We start from the raw sequence: 20,483 nt of genomic DNA on the forward strand, positions 1-20,483 counted from the left end.
GCCATCCTGAGCATGTCGCGGTGCAGCAGCTCCTTGCTGTACGGGCGGTTGAGGACCTCGGTGATCTCGCTCTGCGTCATCATCGTCACGCCCTGGGGACGGAGCCGTGACGACGGTCTCGACATCCGCGCCGAAGGAACTTTCTCAGCGCGGCGGCAGCGGCAGCTCCATGGCGGGCAGACCGTCGATGCTCGCGATGTTGTACGGCTTCTTGTTCGTGTACTCGCGGAACTCGTCGTCGCTCTTGCGGCCGAAGTAGTCCGCGTGCAGCTCCCGCTCCGAGCGGTAGTCCATGAACGGCACGGCGAACCCGCACGTGTCGCTGATCAGCTCCGCCGTCACGACGATCACCGCCCGCAACGCCGGCCCGTCCGCCTCCCCGAAGCCCGCCACCAGCTCGGCGAAGCGCGGATCGTCGCGGAACACCGGCTCACCCCGGCCGTGCACGCGCACGATGTTCGGCGGGCCCTCGAACGCACACCACATCAGCGTGATGCGCCCGTTCTCCCGCAGATGCGCGATCGTCTCGGCGTGGCTGCCACCGAAGTCCAGGTAGGCCACCGTGCGGTCGTCGAGGATCCGCAGCGTGCCCTGCCGGCCCTTGGGCGACAGGTTGACGTGCCCGTCACCCGCCAGCGGGGCGGTGGCCACGAAGAACACCTTCTGGTTCTCGATGAACTCCCACAGCCGCGGCTCGATCCGCTCGTATTCCTTACCCATGCTCAGCAGTATTGATCGCCTCGCGGACCCTGTCAGCCACATTCCCAGGTGCTGAGCGTGGCCGTGCGGTCATGCCTGGCCTGATGCCTTGCGCGCCTCCAGTTCCACCCGGTCCCAGTGCGCCCGCCAGTCCTGCTGCGGCAGGTTCGAGTTGCCCGCGCGCAGCCCGGCCGCCCCGTCGAGCCCCTCGCGCAGGATGTCCGCGTGCCCGGCGTGCCGGTTCACCTCGGCGATCTCGTGGACCAGCAGCAGGTGCAGCGTCACGTACTTGCGCTCTTCGGACCACCACGGCACCACACCGGGCGCGTCCAGCGGCAGCTCCTCGATGCTGGTGTCGGCGAACGCCGTCGCCCGCGCGAACAGCCCCAGCACGTCCTCACGCGACTCGTCCGCGGTGGCGAACATGTCCGAGTTCGGGTCGGCGTCCACGTCGAAGGGCAGCTTCTCGGGGAACGGGCGGCCCAGGCAGTCACCGAAGTAGCCCGCCTCGACACCGGCCAGGTGCTTGGCCAGACCCAGCAGGTTCGTGCCCGTCGGCGTCAACGGGCGGCGCACGTCGTACTCCGACAGGCCCTCGAGCTTCCACAGGAAGGACTCGCGGGCGACCTTCAGGTAGCGGTGCAGGTCGGCTTTGGGATCAGAGGCCATGGCCCTCACCCTCGCAGAGCCGGGTCGGCCGCGGCGGCGATTTTCTCCAACCGGGCGCGGTGCGCACTCCACCAGGCCCCGTCCACCGCCGGCATGTTCGTGTTGCCGTCCTGCATGCCCACCGCGCCGTCGACCAGCTCCCGCACCACGTCCGCGTGCCCGGCGTGGCGGTGCAGCTCGACGATCACGTCCAGCAGCACCTCCCGCAACGTCACGGCCCGACGGCTCTCCGACCACCACGGCACCACCCCCGGCGCGTCCACCGCCAACGCCGCGATCGTCTCGTCGGCATACGCGCGCACACGCCCGTAGAAGCCGACGACCGACCCCCGCGTCTCCTCAGGCCAGGCGTACATGTCCGAGGCCGGTAAGGCGTCCGCGGTCGACCACAGCGGAGGGTCGGGGAACGGCCGGTCGAACACGCGGCCGAAGTAGTTGAGCTCCACCCCGGCCGCGTGCTTCACCAGCCCCAGCAGGTTCGTGCCCGTCGGCGTCAACGGGCGGCGCACGTCGTACTCCGACAGCCCCTCGAGCTTCCACAGCAACGCCTCGCGCGCCTCGTTCAGATACCGGTGCAGCAGCGTCTTCTCGTCCACACGCAGCAGCGTCTCAGACGGCACCGACAGTTCTGAGGACCAGCAGATCCAGGTGGTCCACCACCGGCCCGGACTCGGCCGCGGCCGCCGCCAGCAACCGCTCCCGGCCCGCAGTGAACTCCTCGGCCGACAGCGAACGCAGCAGCGTGTCCGCCTCCTGCCGCAGCGTCGACGCCTTGTCCGCCAACGACGACGCCGTCACCTGGGGCACCGCCTCCAGCCGCTGCACCGCGAACCCCATGCCGTCGGCCACCTCGGCGACCGTCGGGAACCCGGACAGCGCCCGCGCGGCCTCGGGGAAGAACCGGAACAACCCGATCCCGCCGTGCCGCTCGCGGAACAACGACCGCAGCACCACCACACCGCCCGGCCGCAGCACCCGCCGCAACTCCGCCCCGGCGGCGGCCAGGTCGCGGACGTGGTGCACCACCGTCGACATCCACACCACGTCCACCGACGAATCCGGCAGCGGGACCGCGCCGGCGTCCCCGGTGAGCATCGGCAACCCCGACGCCCGCCTCATGTCCGCGGACGGTTCCACCGCCACCACGGACACCTCCGGAAACCACGTCCCGAACGCCCGCACGAACAGTCCCGTGCCCGCGCCCAGGTCCAGCACCGTGCGTCCCGGCAGGAAATACGGCGCCACCGCGTCCCGCCACGACGACAACCCCTCGAGCGAAATCTCGCGGGCCACCCGGTACGAGGTGGCCTCCACAACGTCGTAACGCGTCATCCCACCAGGTAACCCCATACGTATGGCGGGATGACAGTGAGCCTTCACACGGACTACACATTGCGGAAGCCATGTCCCTGCCGTGGTTCGAAAGGGTTGCCCTGCATGCGAAAGAGCCATCTCAGACCCCTGATCGGGGTCACCGTCGCCGCGAGCGTCGTGTTCGCCATGGGAGGCGTGCCCACCGGCGCGGCCCCCGGCGCCGAGGAGCTGTCGACGAACTACCAGGTCAGCAACGTGCGCACGGTGGAACAGCGCACCAAGCTCGCCAAGTCCGGTGCCGCGATCGACTCGATCGAGGAGCACGGCATCGTCGTGATCACCGCGACGGCGCGTGAGGCCAAGAACCTGAAGGCACAGGGGTTCGAGGTCACCGAGCTGCCCAGGCGGATGGAGGCGAACTCGGCCATCGGCCCGTTCGACTTCCCCGCGGCCGACTCGAACTACCACAACTACGCCGAGATGACGACGGCGATCAACAACGCGGTCGCGGCGTACCCGAACCTGATCAGCAAGCAGGTCATCGGCAAGTCCTACGAGAACCGCGACATCGTCGCCCTCAAGATCAGCGACAACGTCGGTGCCGACGAGAACGAGCCGGAGGTGCTGTTCACGCACCACCAGCACGCCCGTGAGCACCTCACCGTCGAGATGGCGCTGTACCTGATCAACCAGTTCACGACCCAGTACGCGAGCGACGCGCGCATCAAGGGCCTCGTGGACACCCGCGAGATCTGGATCATCCCGGACGTCAACCCCGACGGTGGCGAGTACGACATCGCGACCGGCAGCTACCGGTCGTGGCGCAAGAACCGGCAGCCCAACGCCGGTTCGGCCAACGTCGGCACCGACCTCAACCGCAACTGGGCCTACAAGTGGGGCTGCTGCGGCGGTTCCAGCGGCAGCACCGGTTCCGACACCTACCGCGGGCCGAGCGCGGAGTCCGCGCCCGAGGTGAAGGTCGTGGCCGACTTCGTGCGCAGCCGCAACGTCGGTGGCAAGCAGCAGATCGGCGCGTCCATCGACTTCCACACCTACAGCGAGCTCATCCTGTGGCCGTGGGGCTGGACCTACGACGACGTCGCACCGGGCCTGACGCAGGACCAGCGCGACACGTTCGCCACCATCGGCCAGCAGATGGCGGCCACCAACAACTACACGCCCGAGCAGTCCAGCGACCTCTACATCACCGACGGGTCGATCCCCGACTGGCTGTGGGGCACGCAGGGCATCTTCGCCTACACCTTCGAGATGTACCCCGGCAGTGCCGGCGGTGGCGGCTTCTACCCGCCCGACGAGGTGATCCCGGCGCAGACCGCCCGCAACAAGGAGGCGGTGCTGCAGCTGCTGGAACGCGCCGACTGCCCGTACGAGGCCATCGGCAAGGAACAGCAGTACTGCGGCGTGACCCCGCCGGACCCCGGTGGCAAGTTCTTCGAGAACGCCGCGGACTTCCAGATCAGGGACAACACCACGATCAACTCCCCGATCACGGTGTCCGGTGTGACCGGCAACGCCCCGTCGACCCTCAAGGTCGCCGTGGACATCAAGCACACCTACCAGGGTGACCTGAAGGTGGACCTGGTGGCGCCGGACGGCACCGTCTACGTCCTGCACAACCGCTCCGGCGGCGGCACGGACAACATCAACACCACCTACACCGTCAACGCCTCCAGCGAGGTCGCCAACGGCACCTGGCAGCTGAGGGTGAACGACAACGCCAACCAGGACACCGGGTTCCTCGACAAGTGGAGCCTGCAGTTCTGACCGGCTGAGTGTCAGGGCGCCGCGGTCGCGGCGCCCTGACACTCGTAGTCCTCGACGCGCATCGAGTCGTGCATTCGCACGCCCTTCGAGTTGAGCTTGGCCAGCGGCCGTATCAGCCACGACGGCAACGACGTCAGCAGCTGCGCGCCTCTCACGAGCCCCGACACACCCAGCCGGGTGGACGGGATCAACGTCTTGGCCGTGCCGAGCGCGAACGCCCTGCTCATATGCACGATGTCGCGCATCTCGTCCTCGTACCGCGCGAACGCCGCTTGATGGTCCGCGCCCGTGGACAACTCGCCTGCCAGCACGTACGCCCCCAGCACCGCGAGGCTCGTGCTGCCGCCGATCGCCGGGCCGGGGCAGTAGGCCGCGTCCCCGACCAGCGCCACCCGCCCGCGTGACCACGTGTCCTCGCGGAGCTGGGTGATCGAGTCGAAGTAGAACGCGCCGTCGCCGTCCAAGTGCTCCAGCCACGAGTCGACCTCGCCGTGCATCGCCGCGAACGCCTCCCGCAGCAGTTCCTTCTGCCGTGCGGTGTCCCGGTGGTGATAGGAGAGCTCGGGCGAGCGGAACAGGAACACCGCTCGTGCGTCGTCCAGGTGCCGTGCGCCGTACACCGCCGCGGTACGGCCAGGCCCGATGTGGCCGGTCATCTCGCCCGGCACACCCAAATCCCGCGGCACGGACAACACCGCCAGATACGCACCCACGAACGTCTTGCCGACCTCGCCGAACACGAGCCGCCGCACGTTCGAATGCAGCCCGTCCGCACCGATGACCAGGTCGAACCGCCTCGGCGCACCGACCTCGAAGCCCACCTCGTCACCGATGGACGCGATCGAGTCGCCGAACACGTACTCCACGTCCGCGCGCGTGGCGTCGTAGTAGATCTCGCTCAGATCGTCGCGCATGACCTCGACATGCCGGTCCGACGCGGCCGCGAACAACTTCGTCACGTCGGCGCTGATCGGCTTGCGCGTGCCCTCCCGCAGGTACGTCAACCGCGTGGTCCCGGTCGCCAGCGCCTCGATGCGCGGCAGCACGCCCATGCGTTCGGAGATGTCCATGGCCGGCTTGAACAGGTCGACCGCGTGCCCGCCGGTCTTGCGCAGCACCGGCGACCGCTCGACCACCGTCACCTCGTGCCCGTGCCGCGTCAGCCAGTAGGCGAGCACCGGACCGGCGATGCTGGCCCCGGAAACGAGTATCCGCACGTCACAGCCCCTTACTTAACGGTCGGTAAGTCCTGCGGCCGACTCTAGCACCGCGACTTACCGACTGTTAAGTAAGATTCCGCCCGTGGCACGACAGAGCGACACCAAGCAGCGGATCCTGCAGACCGCCCGGGAGCTGTTCGCACATCAGGGCGTGCAGCAGACCAGCCTGCAGGAGATCGCCGACCGCCTCGGCATCACCAAACCCGCGCTCTACTACCACTTCGCCTCACGCGAGGACCTCGTCCGCAGCATCGTCACCCCGCTGCTCGACGACGGCGAAGGGTTCCTCACGCGCATGGAGGAACGCCACGAGGTGCAGCCGGTCGAGCTGATCGAGGGCTTCTTCGACTTCCACCACCGCCACCGCAAGGACATGATGCTGCTGCTCACCGAGCTGACCACGCTCGCCGAGCTCGGCCTGATCGACGTCGTGCTGTCCTGGCGCGCCCGCCTGACCCGGCTCGTGTTCGGCCCCGAGGCGACGCTGGAGCAGCAGGCACGCGCGGTGCTCGCGTTCGGCGGCATGCAGGACTGCACCATGCAGTTCCCCGACACCCCCGTCGAGGAGCTGCGCGCGGCCACCGTGACGGCCGCACGCGCCGCCCTGGGCGTCTAGACCTTCCAAAAGCCGCCGTTCGGTCGCTGTCGGTCGGCGCCGCGAAGGACGAACATCACGCGGTGCCCCTCCGCCGTGCCTGGGTGCTGCCGCTGACACCGACCGCCGCCGTGCTCCTGATCGCGGTCGTCCTCGTGCCCGTCACCGGTTCCCACGACGCCTGGCTGCCCGCCGTTCCGATCACCGCCGCACTGCTCGCGGCCGTGGTCGCGGTCGCCGCCGGACGCGTGTCCGGCGAACCGGCCGGGCATCCCTGGCCGACGGCCGTCGCCACCGGCGTGATCACCGCGAGCACGCCGTTCGTGGTCAGCGGCCTGCTGGACGGGCCCGCGCCGGCACTCGTCGTGGTGCCCTGGCTGATCTTCGGCCTCGGCGCCGGGTACTGGCAGCTGCACCTGTGCGAGGGAGCGCGATCACGGCCCCTGCACGCCGCCATAGGATTCAGCTACACCTTCGTTTTCGCCGCCGTGACGCTGCTGTTCGCAGTGGTGTCCGCGCGGCTCGTCGACTAGATGAGAACGGACTCTCGAAACCGCTCTCGGCCCGTCTGAGCGCGGGGTAGGGTCCGGAAACCGATTAACCGCCGGGAGAGACATGCGCGCCGTCGAGATCAGACCTGGGGTCCGGATCCGCTGGGTCGAAGTGCCGGGTGCCACACCGGCACGCGTCTACCTGCACGGACTGGGCGCCTCGTCGGCTCCCTACTACGCCGAGGCCGTCGCGCACCCGCTGCTCGCCGGGCGCCGCAGCCTCATGATGGACATGCTCGGCTTCGGCATCAGCGACCGCCCCGCCGGCTTCGCCTACTCGCTGGAAGGCCACGCGGACGCCCTCGCCGTCGCGCTCGCGAAGATCGGGCTGCGCCGCAGCGAGATCATCGGCCACAGCATGGGCGGCGCCGTCGCCATCGTGCTCGCCGCACGCCACCCCGAGATGGTGCGCTCACTCGTGCTCGTCGACCCCCACGTCGACCCCGCCACGCCCGCACTCGGCGCACCCGGCAGCCGGGGCATCGCCGCCTACGGCGAGGCGGACTTCCTGAGCCACGGCTTCGACCGCGTGCTGCGCGACGTCGGCCCGCACTGGGCCGCCACCATGCGCATGGCCGGCCGCGAAGCCCTCTACCGCAGCGCCGTCGACCTCGTCCGCGGCACGTCACCCACGATGCGCAAGCTGTTGCTGGAACTGGAGATCCCGCGCGTCTTCCTGCACCCCGAGGACGCACCGCCCAGCGGCGGCCGCGAACTCGCCGCATCCGGCGTGCAGCTCGTCTCCGTGCCGAACACCGGCCACAACATCATGATCGACAACGTCGAGGGCTTCGCGCGCGCCGTCGCCCAGCAGCGGCTGTCGGTCTAGGCCAGCTCACGGGCGATGGCGCCGGCCAGCAGCTCACGCGCTCGTTGCAGGGTCAGCGAGCCGCTGTGCCAGCGCTCGCTCACACCCTCGACGAGCGCGGTGAGCCGTTCGGCGGCCGCCGCCGCGTCGACCTCCGGATTCGCCTGGCGCACAAGCGTTTCCACGTCGGCGTTCCACGCCTCGGTCGCTGTGCGCAACGTCGCGCGCAGGTCCTCGTCGAACGCCGCGCTGGCCCGCAGCTCACCCCACGCGATGCTCGTCTCCCGCACGAACGCGGTGTCCTGCAGCTCGCCGAGAAGCATCTGCTCGACCCTCGCGCGCGGATCGCTGGACTCCACGTCGACGGTGTAGGACTGCGCCCGGTGGTTCACGTGTTCCAGCGCGGCGCGCAGGATCCCGGCGCGGTCCTTGAAGTGGTAATAGATCAACGCCGTCGACACCCCGGCCTCGGCCGCGAGCTTCTCGACGCGTAGCCCGCGCACACCGTCCTGCGCGATCACGCGCACCGCGGCCTCGAGCATCTGGGTCCTGCGTTCCGACACAACGCCCTCACTTCGGTTCTTGCTGGGTGGTGCAGTGGATGCCGCCACCGCCCGACGCGACGGCGTCGATGTTGATCTGCACCACCGCACGTCCGGGGAACAGCCGCTCCATCGTCGCCTTCGCCGCGGCGTCGGCCCGCCGGTCACCGAACTCCGGCCCGAACACCGCACCGTTGCACACGTAGAAGTTGATGTACCCAGCCGCGAAGTCCTCGTCACGCACCCGCACCGTCTCCGGGGCCTCCACCACCTCGACCCGCAGCGGCCTGCCCGCGGCATCGGTCGCCGACCGCAGGATCTCCAGGTGGCGGCGCGTCACGTCGTAGTCGAACGACTCGGGGTCGTTGTCGAGCCCCGCCACCACCACACCGGGACCGGCGAAGCGCGCGTAGAAGTCGGTGTGACCATCGGTGATGTCGCGTCCGGCGATGCCCGGCAGCCAGATCACCTTCCTGATCCCGAGCAGGTGCGCGAGCTCCTGCTCGACGTCGCTCTTCTGCCAGCCCGGGTTGCGGTTGCCGTTGAGCACGCAGCTCTCGGTGATGATCGCCGTGCCTTCACCGTCGACCTCCAGCGCACCACCCTCCAGCACCAGGGCCGTGCGAACCCGCTCGGCACCGGCCCGACCAGCGACGAACCCGGCGACCTTCGCGTCCCGCCGGTGCTCCTGCTTGCCGCCCCAGCCGTTGAAGTTGAAGTCGACCGCCCCGCCACCGCGCACGAACACCGGCCCGGTGTCACGCATCCACAGGTCGTCGATCTCCGCGGTCACCAGCTCGACACCCGGCATCAGCGACCGTGCCAGTTCCAGGTCCCCGGCCCGCACCAGCATCGACACCGGCTCGAACCGGGCGATCGTGGTCGCGATCGTCGCCTGGTCCCGCCGTACCCGGGGCAGCAGATCACGGCCCCAGATCCGCTCGCCGGCAGCGAACGCCATCCACGTGCGGCGATGCAGCCGCCCCTCCTCGGGCATCACCCACGATCGGGTGTCGCCTCGGCAGCCGGCGAGCAGACCGCTGACGGCCGTTGCCACCGACTGCACGAAGTTGCGCCTGTTCATGCCGCCAAGGTATCCCTGACTGAAAATTCAGTCAAACGGAAACCGCTGGTAGTGGCCTTGGCGATGCCGTAGAAGAGGTCAGCGGCGCCTGGCGGGCTCGGCCGTCCAGTGCGCGGGCCGCGACAGCGCGGCGGGCAGTTTCGTCTTCGCGTTGCCCCGCGCGGCGTTGGCCTGCGGCTGCGTCAGGAACAGGCACGTGCTCAGGTCCGCGCCTGACAACTCCGCACCCCGCAGGTCGGCACCGATCATGTCCGCCCGTGACAGGTCGGAGTTCGTGAGGTCCGCGCCGATCAGGTAGGCACCGCGGAAATCCGCGTTGCTCAGGTTCTTGTTGCGCAGCCGTGCGCCGATCAGGTCCGCACCCCGGTACGACTTCGCGCTGGTCCGCAGCCGTTCGCTCGTGCGCAGCAGCAGGACGTTCACCTTCGCCCGGATCTCCGCGACGTCGAGCGCCAGGATGGCGTCCGGCGAGGCGACCGTGTGCTGCTCCACCTCGGCGAAGGCCTGCGCGAGGTCGTCGTGCGGGTCGAGGCGGCCCGCCTCGGCGAGGTACCAGAGCAGTTCGTGCAGCTGCCGGACGACTGGGAAGACCGCGAACATCTTCTGCCGCTCGGCGGTGCGCCAGTCGACGCCCGCGAACACCGTCTGCGACACCCGCTGACCCGCGCCGAAGCAGTCGTAGACCGTGCAGCCGGAATAGCCCTTCTGCCGCAGCTTGTCGTGGATGCCGCACCGGTGATCAGCGAGCAGGTTCCGGCAGGGCGTGCCCGCGTCTTTGGTGGCCGCGAAGTCGGCCGACCTCGCGAACGGCAGCGCGACACAGCACAACCCGAAACAGTTGGCGCAGTCGCCTTTCAGTTCGTCCATCGCGGATCAGCCTACTGGGTCGCCGTTGAGCAACCGGATCTCCGCCGTGACGGCCACCGCGTTCGTGGGTCGCGTGCCCCGGTCGCGGTAGCGGAACAGCAACCGCCGGATCGACGCGCCGATCTCCGCCATCTCGTCGGGTGTCACGTGGATGAGCGCGCTGAACGAGTCGTCCGTCGCCGGCGCGTCCTCGGTCTCCCAGCGCAGCTGCCACGGACGGGCCTTGCCACCCTGGTGCGGCGCCTCCTCGATCAGGCCCAGCTCGGCGAGCCGGCGCAGGTGGAACGAGCACAGCCCCGAACTCTGCCCGAGCCGTGCGGCGGCCTGGGTGGAGGTCAGCGTGCCGTGCTCGGCCAGCAGGTCCAGCAACGCGATGCGCACGGGATGGTCAGGAAGCGGCGGTCGAGACATGGACGGCACCCTACCGCCAACTTTGCAAACACTGCTACTTTGCAAAGTATGTCCGATCGAGGCACCCCACGCCGCGTCACCGTCGTGGGCGAAGAGATCCTGACCCGCCGCTGCCGCGAGGCCACCGAGTTCGGCACGCCGGAACTCACCCGGCTCATCGACGACATGTTCGCCACGAACCACGTCGCCGAAGGCGCCGCCATCGCCGCGAACCAGGTCGGCGTCGACCTGCAGCTGTTCGTGTGGGACATGAGCGACGAGTGGGGCACCCGCCACACCGGCCACATCCTCAACCCCCGTGCTCGACGACCTGCCCGCCGGGCAGCGCACGCTCCTCGAAGAACCGGAAGGCTGCCTGTCCGTGCCGGGCCCGTACCGCGTGGTGGCCCGTCCCGACCGCGCCGTCGTGCGCGGCCAGGACAAGGACGGCAATCCCATCGTCGTCGAGGGCCGGGGCTACTTCGCCCGCTGCCTGCAGCACGAGACCGACCACCTCTACGGCAGGCTCTACCTGGACCGGCTGACGCAGCGCGAACGCAAGTCCGCGCTGCGCGAGATGGCCGCCTCTCAGGACGAGGTCTTCGCCCGCCGCGCCGCCCGAAGCTCCTCCGCCGCCTCGTCCAGCTGACGCTCGGCACGCTCGGCCCTGGTCAACGTCTGAGCCCGCGCGTCCTCCACGACCGCGAGCGTCTGACGCACCGCCGCCACCTGCTCGGCACTTTCCTGCCTGACCTGCGCGAACCGCGTCTCGAACTCGCCGCGTGAGCGCTCCAGCTCGGCCCGTGCGTCCGCGGCGGCCTGCTCAGCGCGTTCCGCCCGCACCACCGCCAGATCACGAGCCTTCGCGGCCCGGCTCACGGTCTCCGCCGCCTCCGCGCGCGCCTGCTCAGTGGCCTGCTTCAAGGCGGCAGCTTCGGCCTCGGCACGCTCAACCGCAGCCTGCGCCTCGGCGCGAGCACGTTCCACCTCGACCTGTGCCTCAGCACGGGCGCGCGCGATCTCCGCCTGAGCTTCGGCGCGCGCCTGTTCGATCTCCTTGGCCGCTTGCCGCCGCGCCTGCTCGGCGTGCTTCACGGCGTCGGCCTTGGTCTGCTCCGCCTCGGCCCGGATCTCCTCGATCAGCGCCGCCGCCTGCACTCTGGCCTCGGCGATCTCCGCTTCGGCCTTCGCGGCGGCGTCGCGTGCGGCCTGCCGGGCCTCGTCCCGTTCCGTCACCGCCGTGTCGACGGCATCGTCGGCTTCTTCCGCCGCCCGCACCGCCTGCTCGGTGGTCTCCTCGGCGGCCTTGCGGGCCCGCTCGGCCTCGTGCCGGCGTTGTTCGGCGGAAGCCAGTTCCGCCTGCGCCTCCGCGACCCGTCGCGCCGCCTCGGCCTCGGCGGCCTGGACCAGGCTCTCGGCGACGCTCGGGTCCGCCATCGCGTTCAACTCGCCGACGGCCCGTCCGAGGGTCTGCGTCATCTGTTCCGACAGCACCCGGAACCGGTCGAGGAGCTCTTCAGCCCTGATCTTGGCGGTACCGGAGACCCTCGGGAGATTCGTCACGGTGACGACCTCCAGGTTTTGCTCGGGGGTTTCCGCCAGCCGCTGCCGCTCCCTCCACGCCCGCCAGCGCGTGTGCTCGGGCAGATCGCAGTACTCCGAGGGCCTGCCAGGCCCGCCACCTCGGAAAACCGGCCGCTCGCAGCCGGGGAAGTTACAGCTCGTCTCCACGGCGATATCGTAGCAGAATTACGTGTGCGCCAACGTTATCCAACGCAACGCTACTCAATTGGGCGCCAAATTCCTGACCGCCGATAAGTGAACATTATCGGCGGTCAGGATCAGGAAGCTTGGAGTTCCGTTGGGCGGGCGCGTGTGATCAGCAACGGACACGCACGACTGGTGCCGCACTCCGCAGCGCACTGCGGAGTGCGGCACCAGTTGGTGACTACCGGTGCGACACCGCACCCCGGAAGACACCGGCGTGGTCAGCGAGCTCGACCATCAGCATCAACAAGATCGATCCCATGAACACCGCCAGCAGAACCTCCGCGGCCGCGGTCTCGGCCAGGAACAGGGTGACAACGCCCAACACCAGCACCAGAACCGCCAGCCCCATCTCGGCCACGCCGAAACGGTCGAGCGCGTCTCCCCACCGCACCACGAGGAAGGCCACGACGCCGAGCACGAGCCCGACCGCAGCCATCCCCCTCGGATCCTTGACGAACGGCATTTCGCCGTTGACCAAGTAGCCGATGTACGGAATCGCGATGAGCGCGACGAGAACTGTCGCGACAACGTCCTTCACTCCGAGCCTCATCGATCTCACCTCCTTCCACGGCTCACTCTTCACCGGCAATCCGGCGGCGGGCAGGTGCGCAGTGCTCCTCGTCGTCAGGACCAAGGCCACCGGGCAGCAGGGCGCTGACACCCTCAGTGCGCGTCGCAGTGTGCAACCTCGTCCGCGCCGGGAACCGGTGCGCGATCATGAGCCGCATGACGAGCACATCCGACGACCACCGCTATCCACTGAGCGAGCCGTACGAGTCGGGCATGCTGGAGGTCGGCGACGGTCATTCGCTGTACTGGGAGGTGTCGGGCAACCCCGACGGCAAGCCGGCCGTCGCGCTGCACGGCGGTCCCGGATCGGGAAGCTCGCCGAGGATGCGGGGCCTGTTCGACCCGGACCGCTACCGCGTGGTCCTGTTCGACCAGCGCAACGCCGGGCGCAGCACCCCTTCCGCGACCGACCCCGTCGTCAACCTGTCGGCGAACACCACCCAGCACCTCATCGCCGACATCGAGGCGCTGCGGGTCCTCCTGGGCATCGAGCGCTGGCTGGTCGAGGGTGGCTCGTGGGGCGTCACCCTGGCTCTCGCCTACGCGCAGGCACACCCGCAGCGGGTGACCGAACTGGTGCTCGCGGCCGTGACCGACGGCGACCGCCGCGACACCGAGTGGATCACCCGTGACATGGGCCGCGTCTTCCCGCGCGAGTGGGAACGGTTCCGCGACGTCGTGCCCTCCGCCGAACGCGACGGCGACCTGGCGGCCGCCTACAGCCGGCTGCTCCACGATCCCGACCCCGAGGTCCGCGCCAAGGCCGCACACGAGTGGTGCCTGTGGGAGGACACGCACATGTCGCTGGCTCCCGACGCCGAGCCGTTCCTGTCGGTCGCCGAGCCGGAGTTCCAGCTGGCCTTCGCCCGCCTGGTGACCCACTACTGGTCCCACGGCTGCTTCCTGGAAGAGAGGCAGCTGCTGCGCAACATCGGGCGGCTGCACGGGATTCCCGGCGTGTTGATCCACGGGCGTTACGACGTCAGCGGTCCACTCGGCACGGCGTGGGCACTGCACCGGGCCTGGCCCGGGAGCGAGCTCGTGGTCCTCGACGACACCGGTCACGGCGGTGGCAGCATGGCCGCGGCGATCATCGCCGCCACCGACCGTTTCGCCTGAGATCAGGGCGTCGGGTAGACCGTCCGCAGGGTGGCCAGCACGAGGGCCTGGGTGACGGTGACGACTTCGCTGACGGAGACCTGCTCCTGCGGACCGTGCGCGAGCCGCACGTCACCGGGCCCGTACTGCAGGGTGGGGATCCCGGCTCCCGCGTACAGGCGCAGGTCACTGCCGTACGGCGCGCCTTGCTCGGCGGGACGCGAAGTCCGGGTGACGTCCGCGTGCGCGTCGCCGACCAGCGCCGCGAGCGGATGCCCTGCCGGTAACCGGCCGCTGGCGAACTGGCCACCGGGCCACGTCACGACGGCGGGGTGGGCCCGCAGCCACGGGTCCGACGCGCAGGCCTCGGCCACGCACGCCTCGAGTTCCGCGCGTGCCCGGGCGGGCTCCTCCCCCAGCGCCACGCCCAGTCGCCCCTCGGCCACCAGCAGATCCGGCACGCTGCTCGCCCAGTCACCGGCCTGCAGCGTGCCGACCGACAGCGGGTACGGAACGGGGTAGGCGGCCATGAGCGGATCGGCGCCGGCGTTGCGGCGGGTTTCCAGCCGGGCGAGCGCGGCGTGGATCGGCAGGTAGGCGTCGATGGCGCTGACCCCGGCGTACCGCGTGCTGCCGTGCGTGGCCTGGCCGGGGACCTCGATGCGGAAGGTGAGGGCACCGCCGTTGGCGATCATGAGCGCGCCGCTGGTCGGTTCGGTGATGATGCAGGCGTCACCGGTGTGGCCGCGCTGCAGAGTGCCGAACGCCCCGAGCCCGCCGTCCTCCTCGCTGACGACGAAGTGCACGGACACCTGGCCCCGCAGCGTCGCCTGAGTCGCGCGGATCGCGGCCAGCGCGGCGAGGATCGCCACCACACCGGCCTTCATGTCGCACGCTCCGCGGGCATGGACGACGTCTCCCTCGACGCGCGGGCGGAAGGGATCGCCCTGCCACTGCGCCAGGTCGCCGGGCGGAACGACATCGACGTGTCCCTGCAGGATCAACGTCGGCCCGTCACCCTTTGAGCGCGTGTTGCCCACCAGCCCCCATGCCTCCGTGCGCGGCGCCTCGCCGCCGGGGAAGTCGTGGTGCGCGCGGAGTTCGGGCAGGTCCATCGACCAGAGATCGACGTCCAGGTCCATGCGTTCCAGGTGTCCGGCCAGCACGTGCTGCAGTTCGGACTCCGCGGCGCTGCCCGTCACGCTCGGCACCGCGAGCAGATCCAGCAGGAGCCGGCCGATCGCGGCCTCGTCCACCGCGGCCAGCGCCGCCGCCTCGACATCGTTGATGGTCACCAGCCGGACAGTAGGTTCGCCGAGTCGTGCAAACAATCGTCGAAACCGGCATCTAGCAGCGGTTTCTTTGCAAAGATCACGGTGGCATGGCAATTTTTTGTGCCAGACCGGATGCTCAGGGCATGGACGACATCGACCAGGCGATCATCCGGTGCGTGCTGCGCAACGCCCGCGCCACCTACGCCGAGATCGGCAAGGCGGCCGGGCTGTCGCCGTCCGCCGCGAAGAGACGGCTCGACCGTCTGGTGGCCACCGGTGCGATCCGCGGTTTCAGCGCGCTCGTGGATCCGCAGGCGATGGCCTGGCACACCGAGGCGTTCGTCGAGGTCTACTGCGCGGGCAACCCCACCCCGGCCGAGCTGGGCAAGGCGCTGGAGGACATCCCCGAGGTCGTCGAGGCCTGCACCGTCTCCGGCGCCGCCGACGCGATGCTCTACATGCTCGCCAGGGACATCCCGCACCTGGAACAGGCCATCCAGCGCGTCCGCTCGACCGCACCCGTCGAACGGACCGAGAGCGCGATCGTGCTGTCCAGGCTGCTGACCCGGCCACGCGGGCGGGAAGGCGCCCTATCGTCGAAAGCGTGATCAATTCACTCGAACCCGGTCCGATCCACGTGTCCGACGACGTCCTCGACGACCTGCGCGCCCGGCTCGCGTCGACCCGTCCGCCGCTGGACGAGGGCAACGAGGACTGGTCCTACGGCGTTCCCGCCGCCTACCTGCGCGACCTGGTCAGCTACTGGCGGGGCGGCTTCGACTGGCGCAAGGCCGAAGCCGCCATCAACGCCTACGAGCACTACGAGGTGACCGTCGCCGGCGTTCCCGTGCACTTCATGCGCAAGCCCGGCCGCGGTCCGCGCCCGATCCCGTTGATCCTCACCCACGGCTGGCCGTGGACGTTCTGGCACTGGTCGAAGGTGATCGACCCGCTCGCCGATCCGGCCGCGTCCGGTGGCGACCCCGCCGACGCGTTCGACGTCATCGTGCCGTCGCTGCCGGGCTTCGGTTTTCCCGGCCCGCTCACCGGCTTCCCGGACGTCAACTTCTGGAAGGTCGCCGATCTCTGGCACACCCTGATGACCGAGACCCTCGGCTACGAGAAGTACGCCGCCGGGGGCTGCGACATCGGCGGGATCGTGTCCAGCCAGCTCGGCCACAAGTACGCCGACTCGCTGTACGGGATCCACATCGGCTCAGGCCTGCCGCTCAGCTTCTTCAACGGCGACCGCGCCTGGGACTTCGCCCGCAACCGCCCCCTGCCCGACGAGCAACCCGCCCGCGCCCGCACCATCGAGCTCGACCACCGCTGGGCACCGCACCTCGCCGTGCACGTGCTCGACGGAGCCACCCTCGCCCACGGCCTGAGCGACTCACCGGCAGGACTGCTCGCATGGCTGCTGGAGCGCTGGAACTCCTGGAGCGACAACGGCGGCGACGTCGAGTCCGTCTTCACCAAGGACGATCTGCTCACGCACGCGACGATCTACTGGGCGACCAACTCGATCGCCACGTCGATGCGGTACTACGCCAACGCCAACCGCTACCCCTGGACGCCCGCCCACGACCGCACACCGGTCGTGCAGGCCCCGGTCGGCCTCACCTTCGTCACCTACGAGAACCCGCCCGGTGTCCACACCGCCGACGAGCGCGTCCAGGCGTTCAAGACCGGACCGTTGGCCGGCTGGTTCAACCACGTCAACGTGAACGCGCACGAGCGCGGCGGCCACTTCATCCCGTGGGAGAACCCGGAGGCGTGGGTGAGCGACCTGCGCCGCACCTTCCACGGCCGCAGGCCCTGACCGAACCCGCCCGATCGCCAGCCGCGCGAACAGGCCGGGTACGGACAGCAGCCCGCGCAGGCAGCCGGGGCTCGCCTGGTCCCGCCGATGCCGGGACTGGACCTGCTGCGGGAGGTCTACACTTCGCACGTTGATTCTCTCCTGATGCGGAAATCGGGTCTGGACAACGATTTCGCGGCTCCCCGACTGCCATCGGGGAGCCGCTCTTTTATGTGCCGGGCCGAAGCGTGGGCTGCTCCCACTATCGCAGTGCCGATCAGCCGTTAACGACGTCGCGAAATGGCCGTCGATGAACGGCGCGCGGAGAGTGCTGGGCGGTCATTCCAGGTCATCAGTGCGGCCGAAGAACAGGTTGTCCATTCGCGTGGACTTGCTCCGTGCATCGATAACCGCTGCTCACGGCACTGCGCGAAGCTGATCGGCTGGGCTGGTCGCGTGGCGGTTGTCCATCGCGCGGAACTTGGGGCCGAGGTTGTCCAGCGATCAGGACTATTCACTCGAACAGGTGGCGATAGCGGGAACTTGTACCTGGGACAAGATCCCAACGAGACACTTGCGACAGTTCACGAATGAATCGCCGGAGACCCACCACATAAAGGCACGCCGGCGCGTGCGGCTCTTCCTTCGTCTTCCCGGTCCCCGGCCGGCACACCCAGCAGAGGAACCCATGGTGCGTGGCACTCGTCGGGGTGGACGCCATCTGCCCACCTCGGTAGGCGACTACACCTGCCTCGACCCGTTCGCGGCCGAGCTGGCGTTCGAGCTGGTCACGGTCATCACAGCGAGCCATCCGACGTCGAGCGACTTCCTGCGCGCCCACATGGCCGCCCCGGACGCGCCGGCGTGCATCGCGGGCGACCCCGAGGACCGCAGCGCGTTCGAGGCCGCCAAGAAGGCCATGAGCAGGCGCATCGGCCGCACCGCGCGGGAGATCGCGGAGTGGGACCTCGTCACGTTCGTCCACGCCCGCTGCGGGCGCGACGACACCACGCACCCGTACCTGGCCGGGCTCTGGCAGGCCTCGCAGCGCTACCTGCCGCCCGGCTACCGCGGGCCTGTGCGAGTGCCCGGCGACGCACCGCCGCCGTACGCGGACACCAGCGAGGCGCCCGACGACAGCGTGCGGGCGGCCATGCTGTTCAGGCAGTTGTCCGAGGAGCAGGACAACTCACGGCGCCGATCCGAGGCGGCGGTGCGGGAGTACCGAGAGGCGCACGAGACGAGCCTGCTGTTCTACGAGCGCGAGCTGACGGAGCTGCGCGCCAAGTACGAACACCAGCGCGAGTGCGAACGGCTGCTGATCCGCATCATCGCGTGGCAGCGGCGGCGCGACCCCAGTGCAGCCGAGCACGAGACCGTGACCGCCCTGCGCCGTGAGCTGGACGAGATGACGGCCACGCTGCAGCGCGAGAAGGCCGACCACAACCTCACCGCGAACCGGCTCGCGTTCGTCGCCGCCTGCCTGGACGCGGTGAGCGCGGGCGGCGACACCGACCCGGTGCTCTGGCTGCGCGACGCCGACTTCCCGCTCGGCGCGGACCTGTACTGCCTGCTCAACCAGCCCGAGATGCCCCGCACGCGCACCGAACCCGAAGCCGTCGCGCGGTTCCTGACGGTCTACCTGCGCACGTACCTGATCAGCTGGTTCGGCGACGCCCCCGACCGAGACGACACCGTGGGCCCGTACCGCGACATCGTGCGCAACGGCGTGCTGCCGTCCGCGGAGGTGCTCGAGAACGTGCTCCAGCCGCACACCATCACGTTGCAGGTGGCACATCCGCTGATGCGGGAGCTGGCGGTGGAGGGGCCGGCCGAGGCGCCGCAGCTGCCGGACGGCCCGGCCGACGTCCACACCCTGGAGGTGCTCGGCGGCGAACACCGGGCCGGGGTCCTGGAGAAGCCGATCAACGTGGTGGACCTGATCCAGAACCTGACCCGCCGCCCCGGCGACACCGCGTAGGTCAGCGCGCGACCGGGAAGTCGAAGTACGTGTCCGGTGAGCGTGAAGTGCCACCACTCCTCGGGCAGGTTGCGGAACCCGGCCCGCGCCATCGCCGTCTTCAGCAGCTGGCGGTTCTCCCGCGCCTGACCGGTCATGCGCGGGTCGTCGGGGTGCGAGAGCGTGTCGAAGCAGTCGTACCATGACGTTCAGCGGCCGCCCGGCGTGGTCCACTACCTCCTCGTCGACGTTCTAGCAGGTCATGGCCGGACGCGGTTGCAGTCCGCCCGCAACGCGTCGAGCGCGGCGGCCACGTCGATGCCCTCGGTGCGGTGGTCGTCCGGGCGGCGGTAGCGCTCCTCGTCCGGATACGGCGACCCGTCCCGGGAAAACGGGCTGTCGGGGAACTGCCCGTGCAGCACGACGGCGTGGTCGTACAGGGACCCGGTCACACGCGGACCACGGACTCGATTCTGTCGATCATGACGGCGAGGTCAGGTCGTCACCGACACCGCGGGCAACCGACTTCAGGAGTCGCTCGGCGAGCGCCGCGACGAGACCGCGCAGCTCGTCCGGTCGCTCGACGACGAACGGCAGGCCCAGCGACGCGAGCACACCAGGCAGCCAGTCGAGCCGTTCCACCCGCAGCTCGACCCGCGACCAGCCGTCGGTGAGAGGCTCCACCACAGCGACGCTCGCGGGCAGCCGGGTGCGGATCTGCTCGGCGGTCCCCTGGATCCGCACCGTCACCTCGTGCCGGTGCGGAGCGGTGGCGAGCCCGGTCAGGACCCGCTGCGCCGGATCGAGATCACCGGGTGGGTCGAACGAGCCGGGCAGCGTCCTGGCTGCGGCGATGCGGTCGAGCCGGAACGTCCGGTCCTCGCCGATCGCGGGATCGGCGCCGGTCACGTACCACCGGCCGGAGTGCGCGACGAGCCCGTACGGGTGCAGCGTGCGTTCACTGCGCCGGCCGTCTGCGGCGGTGTACCGGATCGCGACGGGCCGATGGTGCGTCACCGCGTCGGCGAGCGCGAGCAGGACCGAAGCCTCCGGGGTGACCGGCGCACCGGGCGGGCTGGTGAAGACGAGCGAGCCGAGCACGGCGTCGAGCCTGCCGCCGAGCCGGGCGGGCAGCACCCGGCGGATCTTCGCGGCCGCCGTGCCGCTCGCGGTGCCCGTCATCAGGCCCGTGACCAGGCCGATCAGCACCGCCAGCGCCTCGTCGTCGCTGAGCATCAACGGCGGCATCCGGTAACCGGGAGCGAGCCGGTAGCCGCCGTACCGTCCGCGCACCGACTCGACCGGTATGTCGAGGTCGAGCAGGTGGTCGGCGTACCGGCGCACGGTGCGTTCGTCCACCTCGAGCCGCGAGGCGAGCTCCGCGACCGTCCGAACGCCTCCAGATTGGAGGAGCTCCAACAAGGACAGCACGCGTGCGATCGGCCGGGGCATGGCGAAATTCTCGCTCACATACCGGGCGGATTCT

The 20,483-nt window shown here is 69.8% G+C and carries 23 protein-coding genes and 2 pseudogenes; 10 read left to right on the forward strand and 15 right to left on the reverse strand.

The features are described from left to right. Positions 1–144: 144 nt before the first annotated feature. The 4 genes from SK571_RS38705 to SK571_RS38720 all read right to left on the reverse strand — a co-directional run bounded on the left by SK571_RS38705 (position 145) and on the right by SK571_RS38720 (position 2,700). Complete coding sequence (locus SK571_RS38705; protein ID WP_319989081.1) at positions 145–720, reverse strand: pyridoxamine 5'-phosphate oxidase family protein; 576 nt, start codon at positions 718–720, stop codon at positions 145–147. A gap of 69 nt (positions 721–789) precedes the next feature. Then, positions 790–1,368 carry a DinB family protein gene (locus SK571_RS38710; RefSeq protein WP_319989082.1) on the reverse strand — a complete coding sequence of 193 codons (579 nt, stop codon included), beginning with the start codon at positions 1,366–1,368 and terminating at the stop codon, positions 790–792. Between the two features lie 5 nt (positions 1,369–1,373). Beyond that, positions 1,374–1,973: a DinB family protein gene (locus tag SK571_RS38715; RefSeq protein WP_406602098.1), complete on the reverse strand. Its 600-nt coding sequence runs from the start codon at positions 1,971–1,973 to the stop codon at positions 1,374–1,376. Between the two features lie 4 nt (positions 1,974–1,977). After that, positions 1,978–2,700 carry a class I SAM-dependent methyltransferase gene (locus SK571_RS38720; RefSeq protein WP_319989084.1) on the reverse strand — a complete coding sequence of 241 codons (723 nt, stop codon included), beginning with the start codon at positions 2,698–2,700 and terminating at the stop codon, positions 1,978–1,980. 105 nt (positions 2,701–2,805) lie between these two features. Between SK571_RS38720 and SK571_RS38725 the strand changes: the two genes are divergently transcribed. Then, positions 2,806–4,467 carry a M14 family metallopeptidase gene (locus tag SK571_RS38725; RefSeq protein ID WP_319989085.1) on the forward strand — a complete coding sequence of 554 codons (1,662 nt, stop codon included), beginning with the start codon at positions 2,806–2,808 and terminating at the stop codon, positions 4,465–4,467. Positions 4,468–4,478: 11 nt separating this feature from the next. Here SK571_RS38725 and SK571_RS38730 read toward each other — a convergent pair whose 3' ends face one another. Further along, the gene (locus SK571_RS38730; RefSeq protein WP_319989086.1) at positions 4,479–5,684 is read right to left on the reverse strand and encodes an FAD-dependent monooxygenase; all 1,206 of its coding nucleotides are present in this window, start codon (positions 5,682–5,684) and stop codon (positions 4,479–4,481) included. 85 nt (positions 5,685–5,769) lie between these two features. Here SK571_RS38730 and SK571_RS38735 point away from each other — a divergent pair, with 85 nt between their 5' ends. The 3 genes from SK571_RS38735 to SK571_RS38745 all read left to right on the forward strand — a co-directional run bounded on the left by SK571_RS38735 (position 5,770) and on the right by SK571_RS38745 (position 7,662). Next, positions 5,770–6,303 carry a TetR/AcrR family transcriptional regulator gene (locus SK571_RS38735; RefSeq protein ID WP_319989087.1) on the forward strand — a complete coding sequence of 178 codons (534 nt, stop codon included), beginning with the start codon at positions 5,770–5,772 and terminating at the stop codon, positions 6,301–6,303. Between the two features lie 62 nt (positions 6,304–6,365). Further along, on the forward strand, positions 6,366–6,815 hold the full coding sequence (locus tag SK571_RS38740; protein WP_319989088.1) for a hypothetical protein: 450 nt from the start codon (positions 6,366–6,368) through the stop codon (positions 6,813–6,815). 82 nt (positions 6,816–6,897) lie between these two features. Beyond that, positions 6,898–7,662 (forward strand): alpha/beta fold hydrolase, encoded by a 765-nt coding sequence (locus SK571_RS38745; RefSeq protein ID WP_266038720.1) that lies wholly within the window; start codon positions 6,898–6,900, stop codon positions 7,660–7,662. On the opposite strand, the gene SK571_RS38750 is transcribed toward SK571_RS38745, so the two are convergent. The 4 genes from SK571_RS38750 to SK571_RS38765 form a co-directional block, all read right to left on the reverse strand. Beyond that, positions 7,659–8,204, reverse strand: coding sequence for a TetR/AcrR family transcriptional regulator (locus tag SK571_RS38750; protein ID WP_319989089.1), 546 nt, complete (start codon positions 8,202–8,204; stop codon positions 7,659–7,661). The two genes, SK571_RS38745 and SK571_RS38750, sit on opposite strands and share 4 nt — an antisense overlap. 7 nt (positions 8,205–8,211) lie before the next feature. Continuing rightward, a complete protein-coding gene (locus SK571_RS38755) occupies positions 8,212–9,267 on the reverse strand; it encodes an agmatine deiminase family protein (protein WP_319989090.1) in 1,056 nt (351 codons plus the stop codon). Positions 9,268–9,345: 78 nt separating this feature from the next. After that, positions 9,346–10,134 carry a pentapeptide repeat-containing protein gene (locus tag SK571_RS38760; protein ID WP_319989091.1) on the reverse strand — a complete coding sequence of 263 codons (789 nt, stop codon included), beginning with the start codon at positions 10,132–10,134 and terminating at the stop codon, positions 9,346–9,348. 6 nt (positions 10,135–10,140) lie between these two features. Beyond that, on the reverse strand, positions 10,141–10,545 hold the full coding sequence (locus tag SK571_RS38765) for a winged helix-turn-helix domain-containing protein (protein WP_319989092.1): 405 nt from the start codon (positions 10,543–10,545) through the stop codon (positions 10,141–10,143). A 48-nt stretch (positions 10,546–10,593) separates the two neighbouring features. Between SK571_RS38765 and SK571_RS38770 the strand changes: the two are divergent. Then, positions 10,594–10,794 (forward strand): annotated as a pseudogene (locus SK571_RS38770) (peptide deformylase); the annotation flags it as partial. 49 nt (positions 10,795–10,843) lie between these two features. Then, on the forward strand, positions 10,844–11,173 hold the full coding sequence (locus SK571_RS38775) for a peptide deformylase (RefSeq protein ID WP_319989093.1): 330 nt from the start codon (positions 10,844–10,846) through the stop codon (positions 11,171–11,173). Here the strand turns inward: SK571_RS38775 and SK571_RS38780 are convergent. Both SK571_RS38780 and SK571_RS38785 read right to left on the reverse strand, forming a co-directional pair. Then, positions 11,113–12,255 (reverse strand): hypothetical protein, encoded by a 1,143-nt coding sequence (locus tag SK571_RS38780; RefSeq protein ID WP_319989094.1) that lies wholly within the window; start codon positions 12,253–12,255, stop codon positions 11,113–11,115. The genes SK571_RS38775 and SK571_RS38780 overlap by 61 nt on opposite strands. Before the next feature lie 217 nt (positions 12,256–12,472). After that, positions 12,473–12,844 carry a hypothetical protein gene (locus SK571_RS38785; RefSeq protein ID WP_319989095.1) on the reverse strand — a complete coding sequence of 124 codons (372 nt, stop codon included), beginning with the start codon at positions 12,842–12,844 and terminating at the stop codon, positions 12,473–12,475. A gap of 176 nt (positions 12,845–13,020) precedes the next feature. Here SK571_RS38785 and pip point away from each other — a divergent pair, with 176 nt between their 5' ends. Then, complete coding sequence (gene pip, locus SK571_RS38790; RefSeq protein WP_319989096.1) at positions 13,021–13,983, forward strand: prolyl aminopeptidase; 963 nt, start codon at positions 13,021–13,023, stop codon at positions 13,981–13,983. A 2-nt stretch (positions 13,984–13,985) separates the two neighbouring features. Here the strand turns inward: pip and SK571_RS38795 are convergent, their stop codons facing one another. Then, entirely contained in the window at positions 13,986–15,257 is a 1,272-nt protein-coding gene (locus SK571_RS38795) for an ArgE/DapE family deacylase (RefSeq protein WP_319989097.1), read from the reverse strand. A 122-nt stretch (positions 15,258–15,379) separates the two neighbouring features. Here SK571_RS38795 and SK571_RS38800 point away from each other — a divergent pair, with 122 nt between their 5' ends. From SK571_RS38800 to SK571_RS38810, 3 genes are all read left to right on the forward strand, one after another. Further along, a complete protein-coding gene (locus tag SK571_RS38800) occupies positions 15,380–15,844 on the forward strand; it encodes an Lrp/AsnC family transcriptional regulator (protein ID WP_319989098.1) in 465 nt (154 codons plus the stop codon). Further along, entirely contained in the window at positions 15,841–17,058 is a 1,218-nt protein-coding gene (locus tag SK571_RS38805) for an epoxide hydrolase family protein (RefSeq protein WP_319989099.1), read from the forward strand. The genes SK571_RS38800 and SK571_RS38805 overlap by 4 nt, the downstream gene beginning before the upstream one ends. Positions 17,059–17,728: 670 nt before the next feature. Next, positions 17,729–19,018 carry a hypothetical protein gene (locus SK571_RS38810; RefSeq protein ID WP_319989100.1) on the forward strand — a complete coding sequence of 430 codons (1,290 nt, stop codon included), beginning with the start codon at positions 17,729–17,731 and terminating at the stop codon, positions 19,016–19,018. A gap of 86 nt (positions 19,019–19,104) precedes the next feature. Here SK571_RS38810 and SK571_RS38815 read toward each other — a convergent pair. The 3 genes and pseudogenes from SK571_RS38815 to SK571_RS38825 all read right to left on the reverse strand — a co-directional run. Next, a pseudogene (locus tag SK571_RS38815) lies at positions 19,105–19,155 on the reverse strand (hypothetical protein); the annotation flags it as partial. A 102-nt stretch (positions 19,156–19,257) separates the two neighbouring features. Next, positions 19,258–19,449 (reverse strand): hypothetical protein, encoded by a 192-nt coding sequence (locus tag SK571_RS38820; RefSeq protein ID WP_319989101.1) that lies wholly within the window; start codon positions 19,447–19,449, stop codon positions 19,258–19,260. Positions 19,450–19,477: 28 nt separating this feature from the next. Then, positions 19,478–20,449, reverse strand: coding sequence for a helix-turn-helix transcriptional regulator (locus tag SK571_RS38825; protein WP_319989102.1), 972 nt, complete (start codon positions 20,447–20,449; stop codon positions 19,478–19,480). Positions 20,450–20,483 lie beyond the last annotated feature (34 nt).

Origin of the sequence: Lentzea kristufekii (assembly GCF_033949925.1) — a bacterium.
Lineage (GTDB): Bacteria > Actinomycetota > Actinomycetes > Mycobacteriales > Pseudonocardiaceae > Lentzea > Lentzea kristufekii.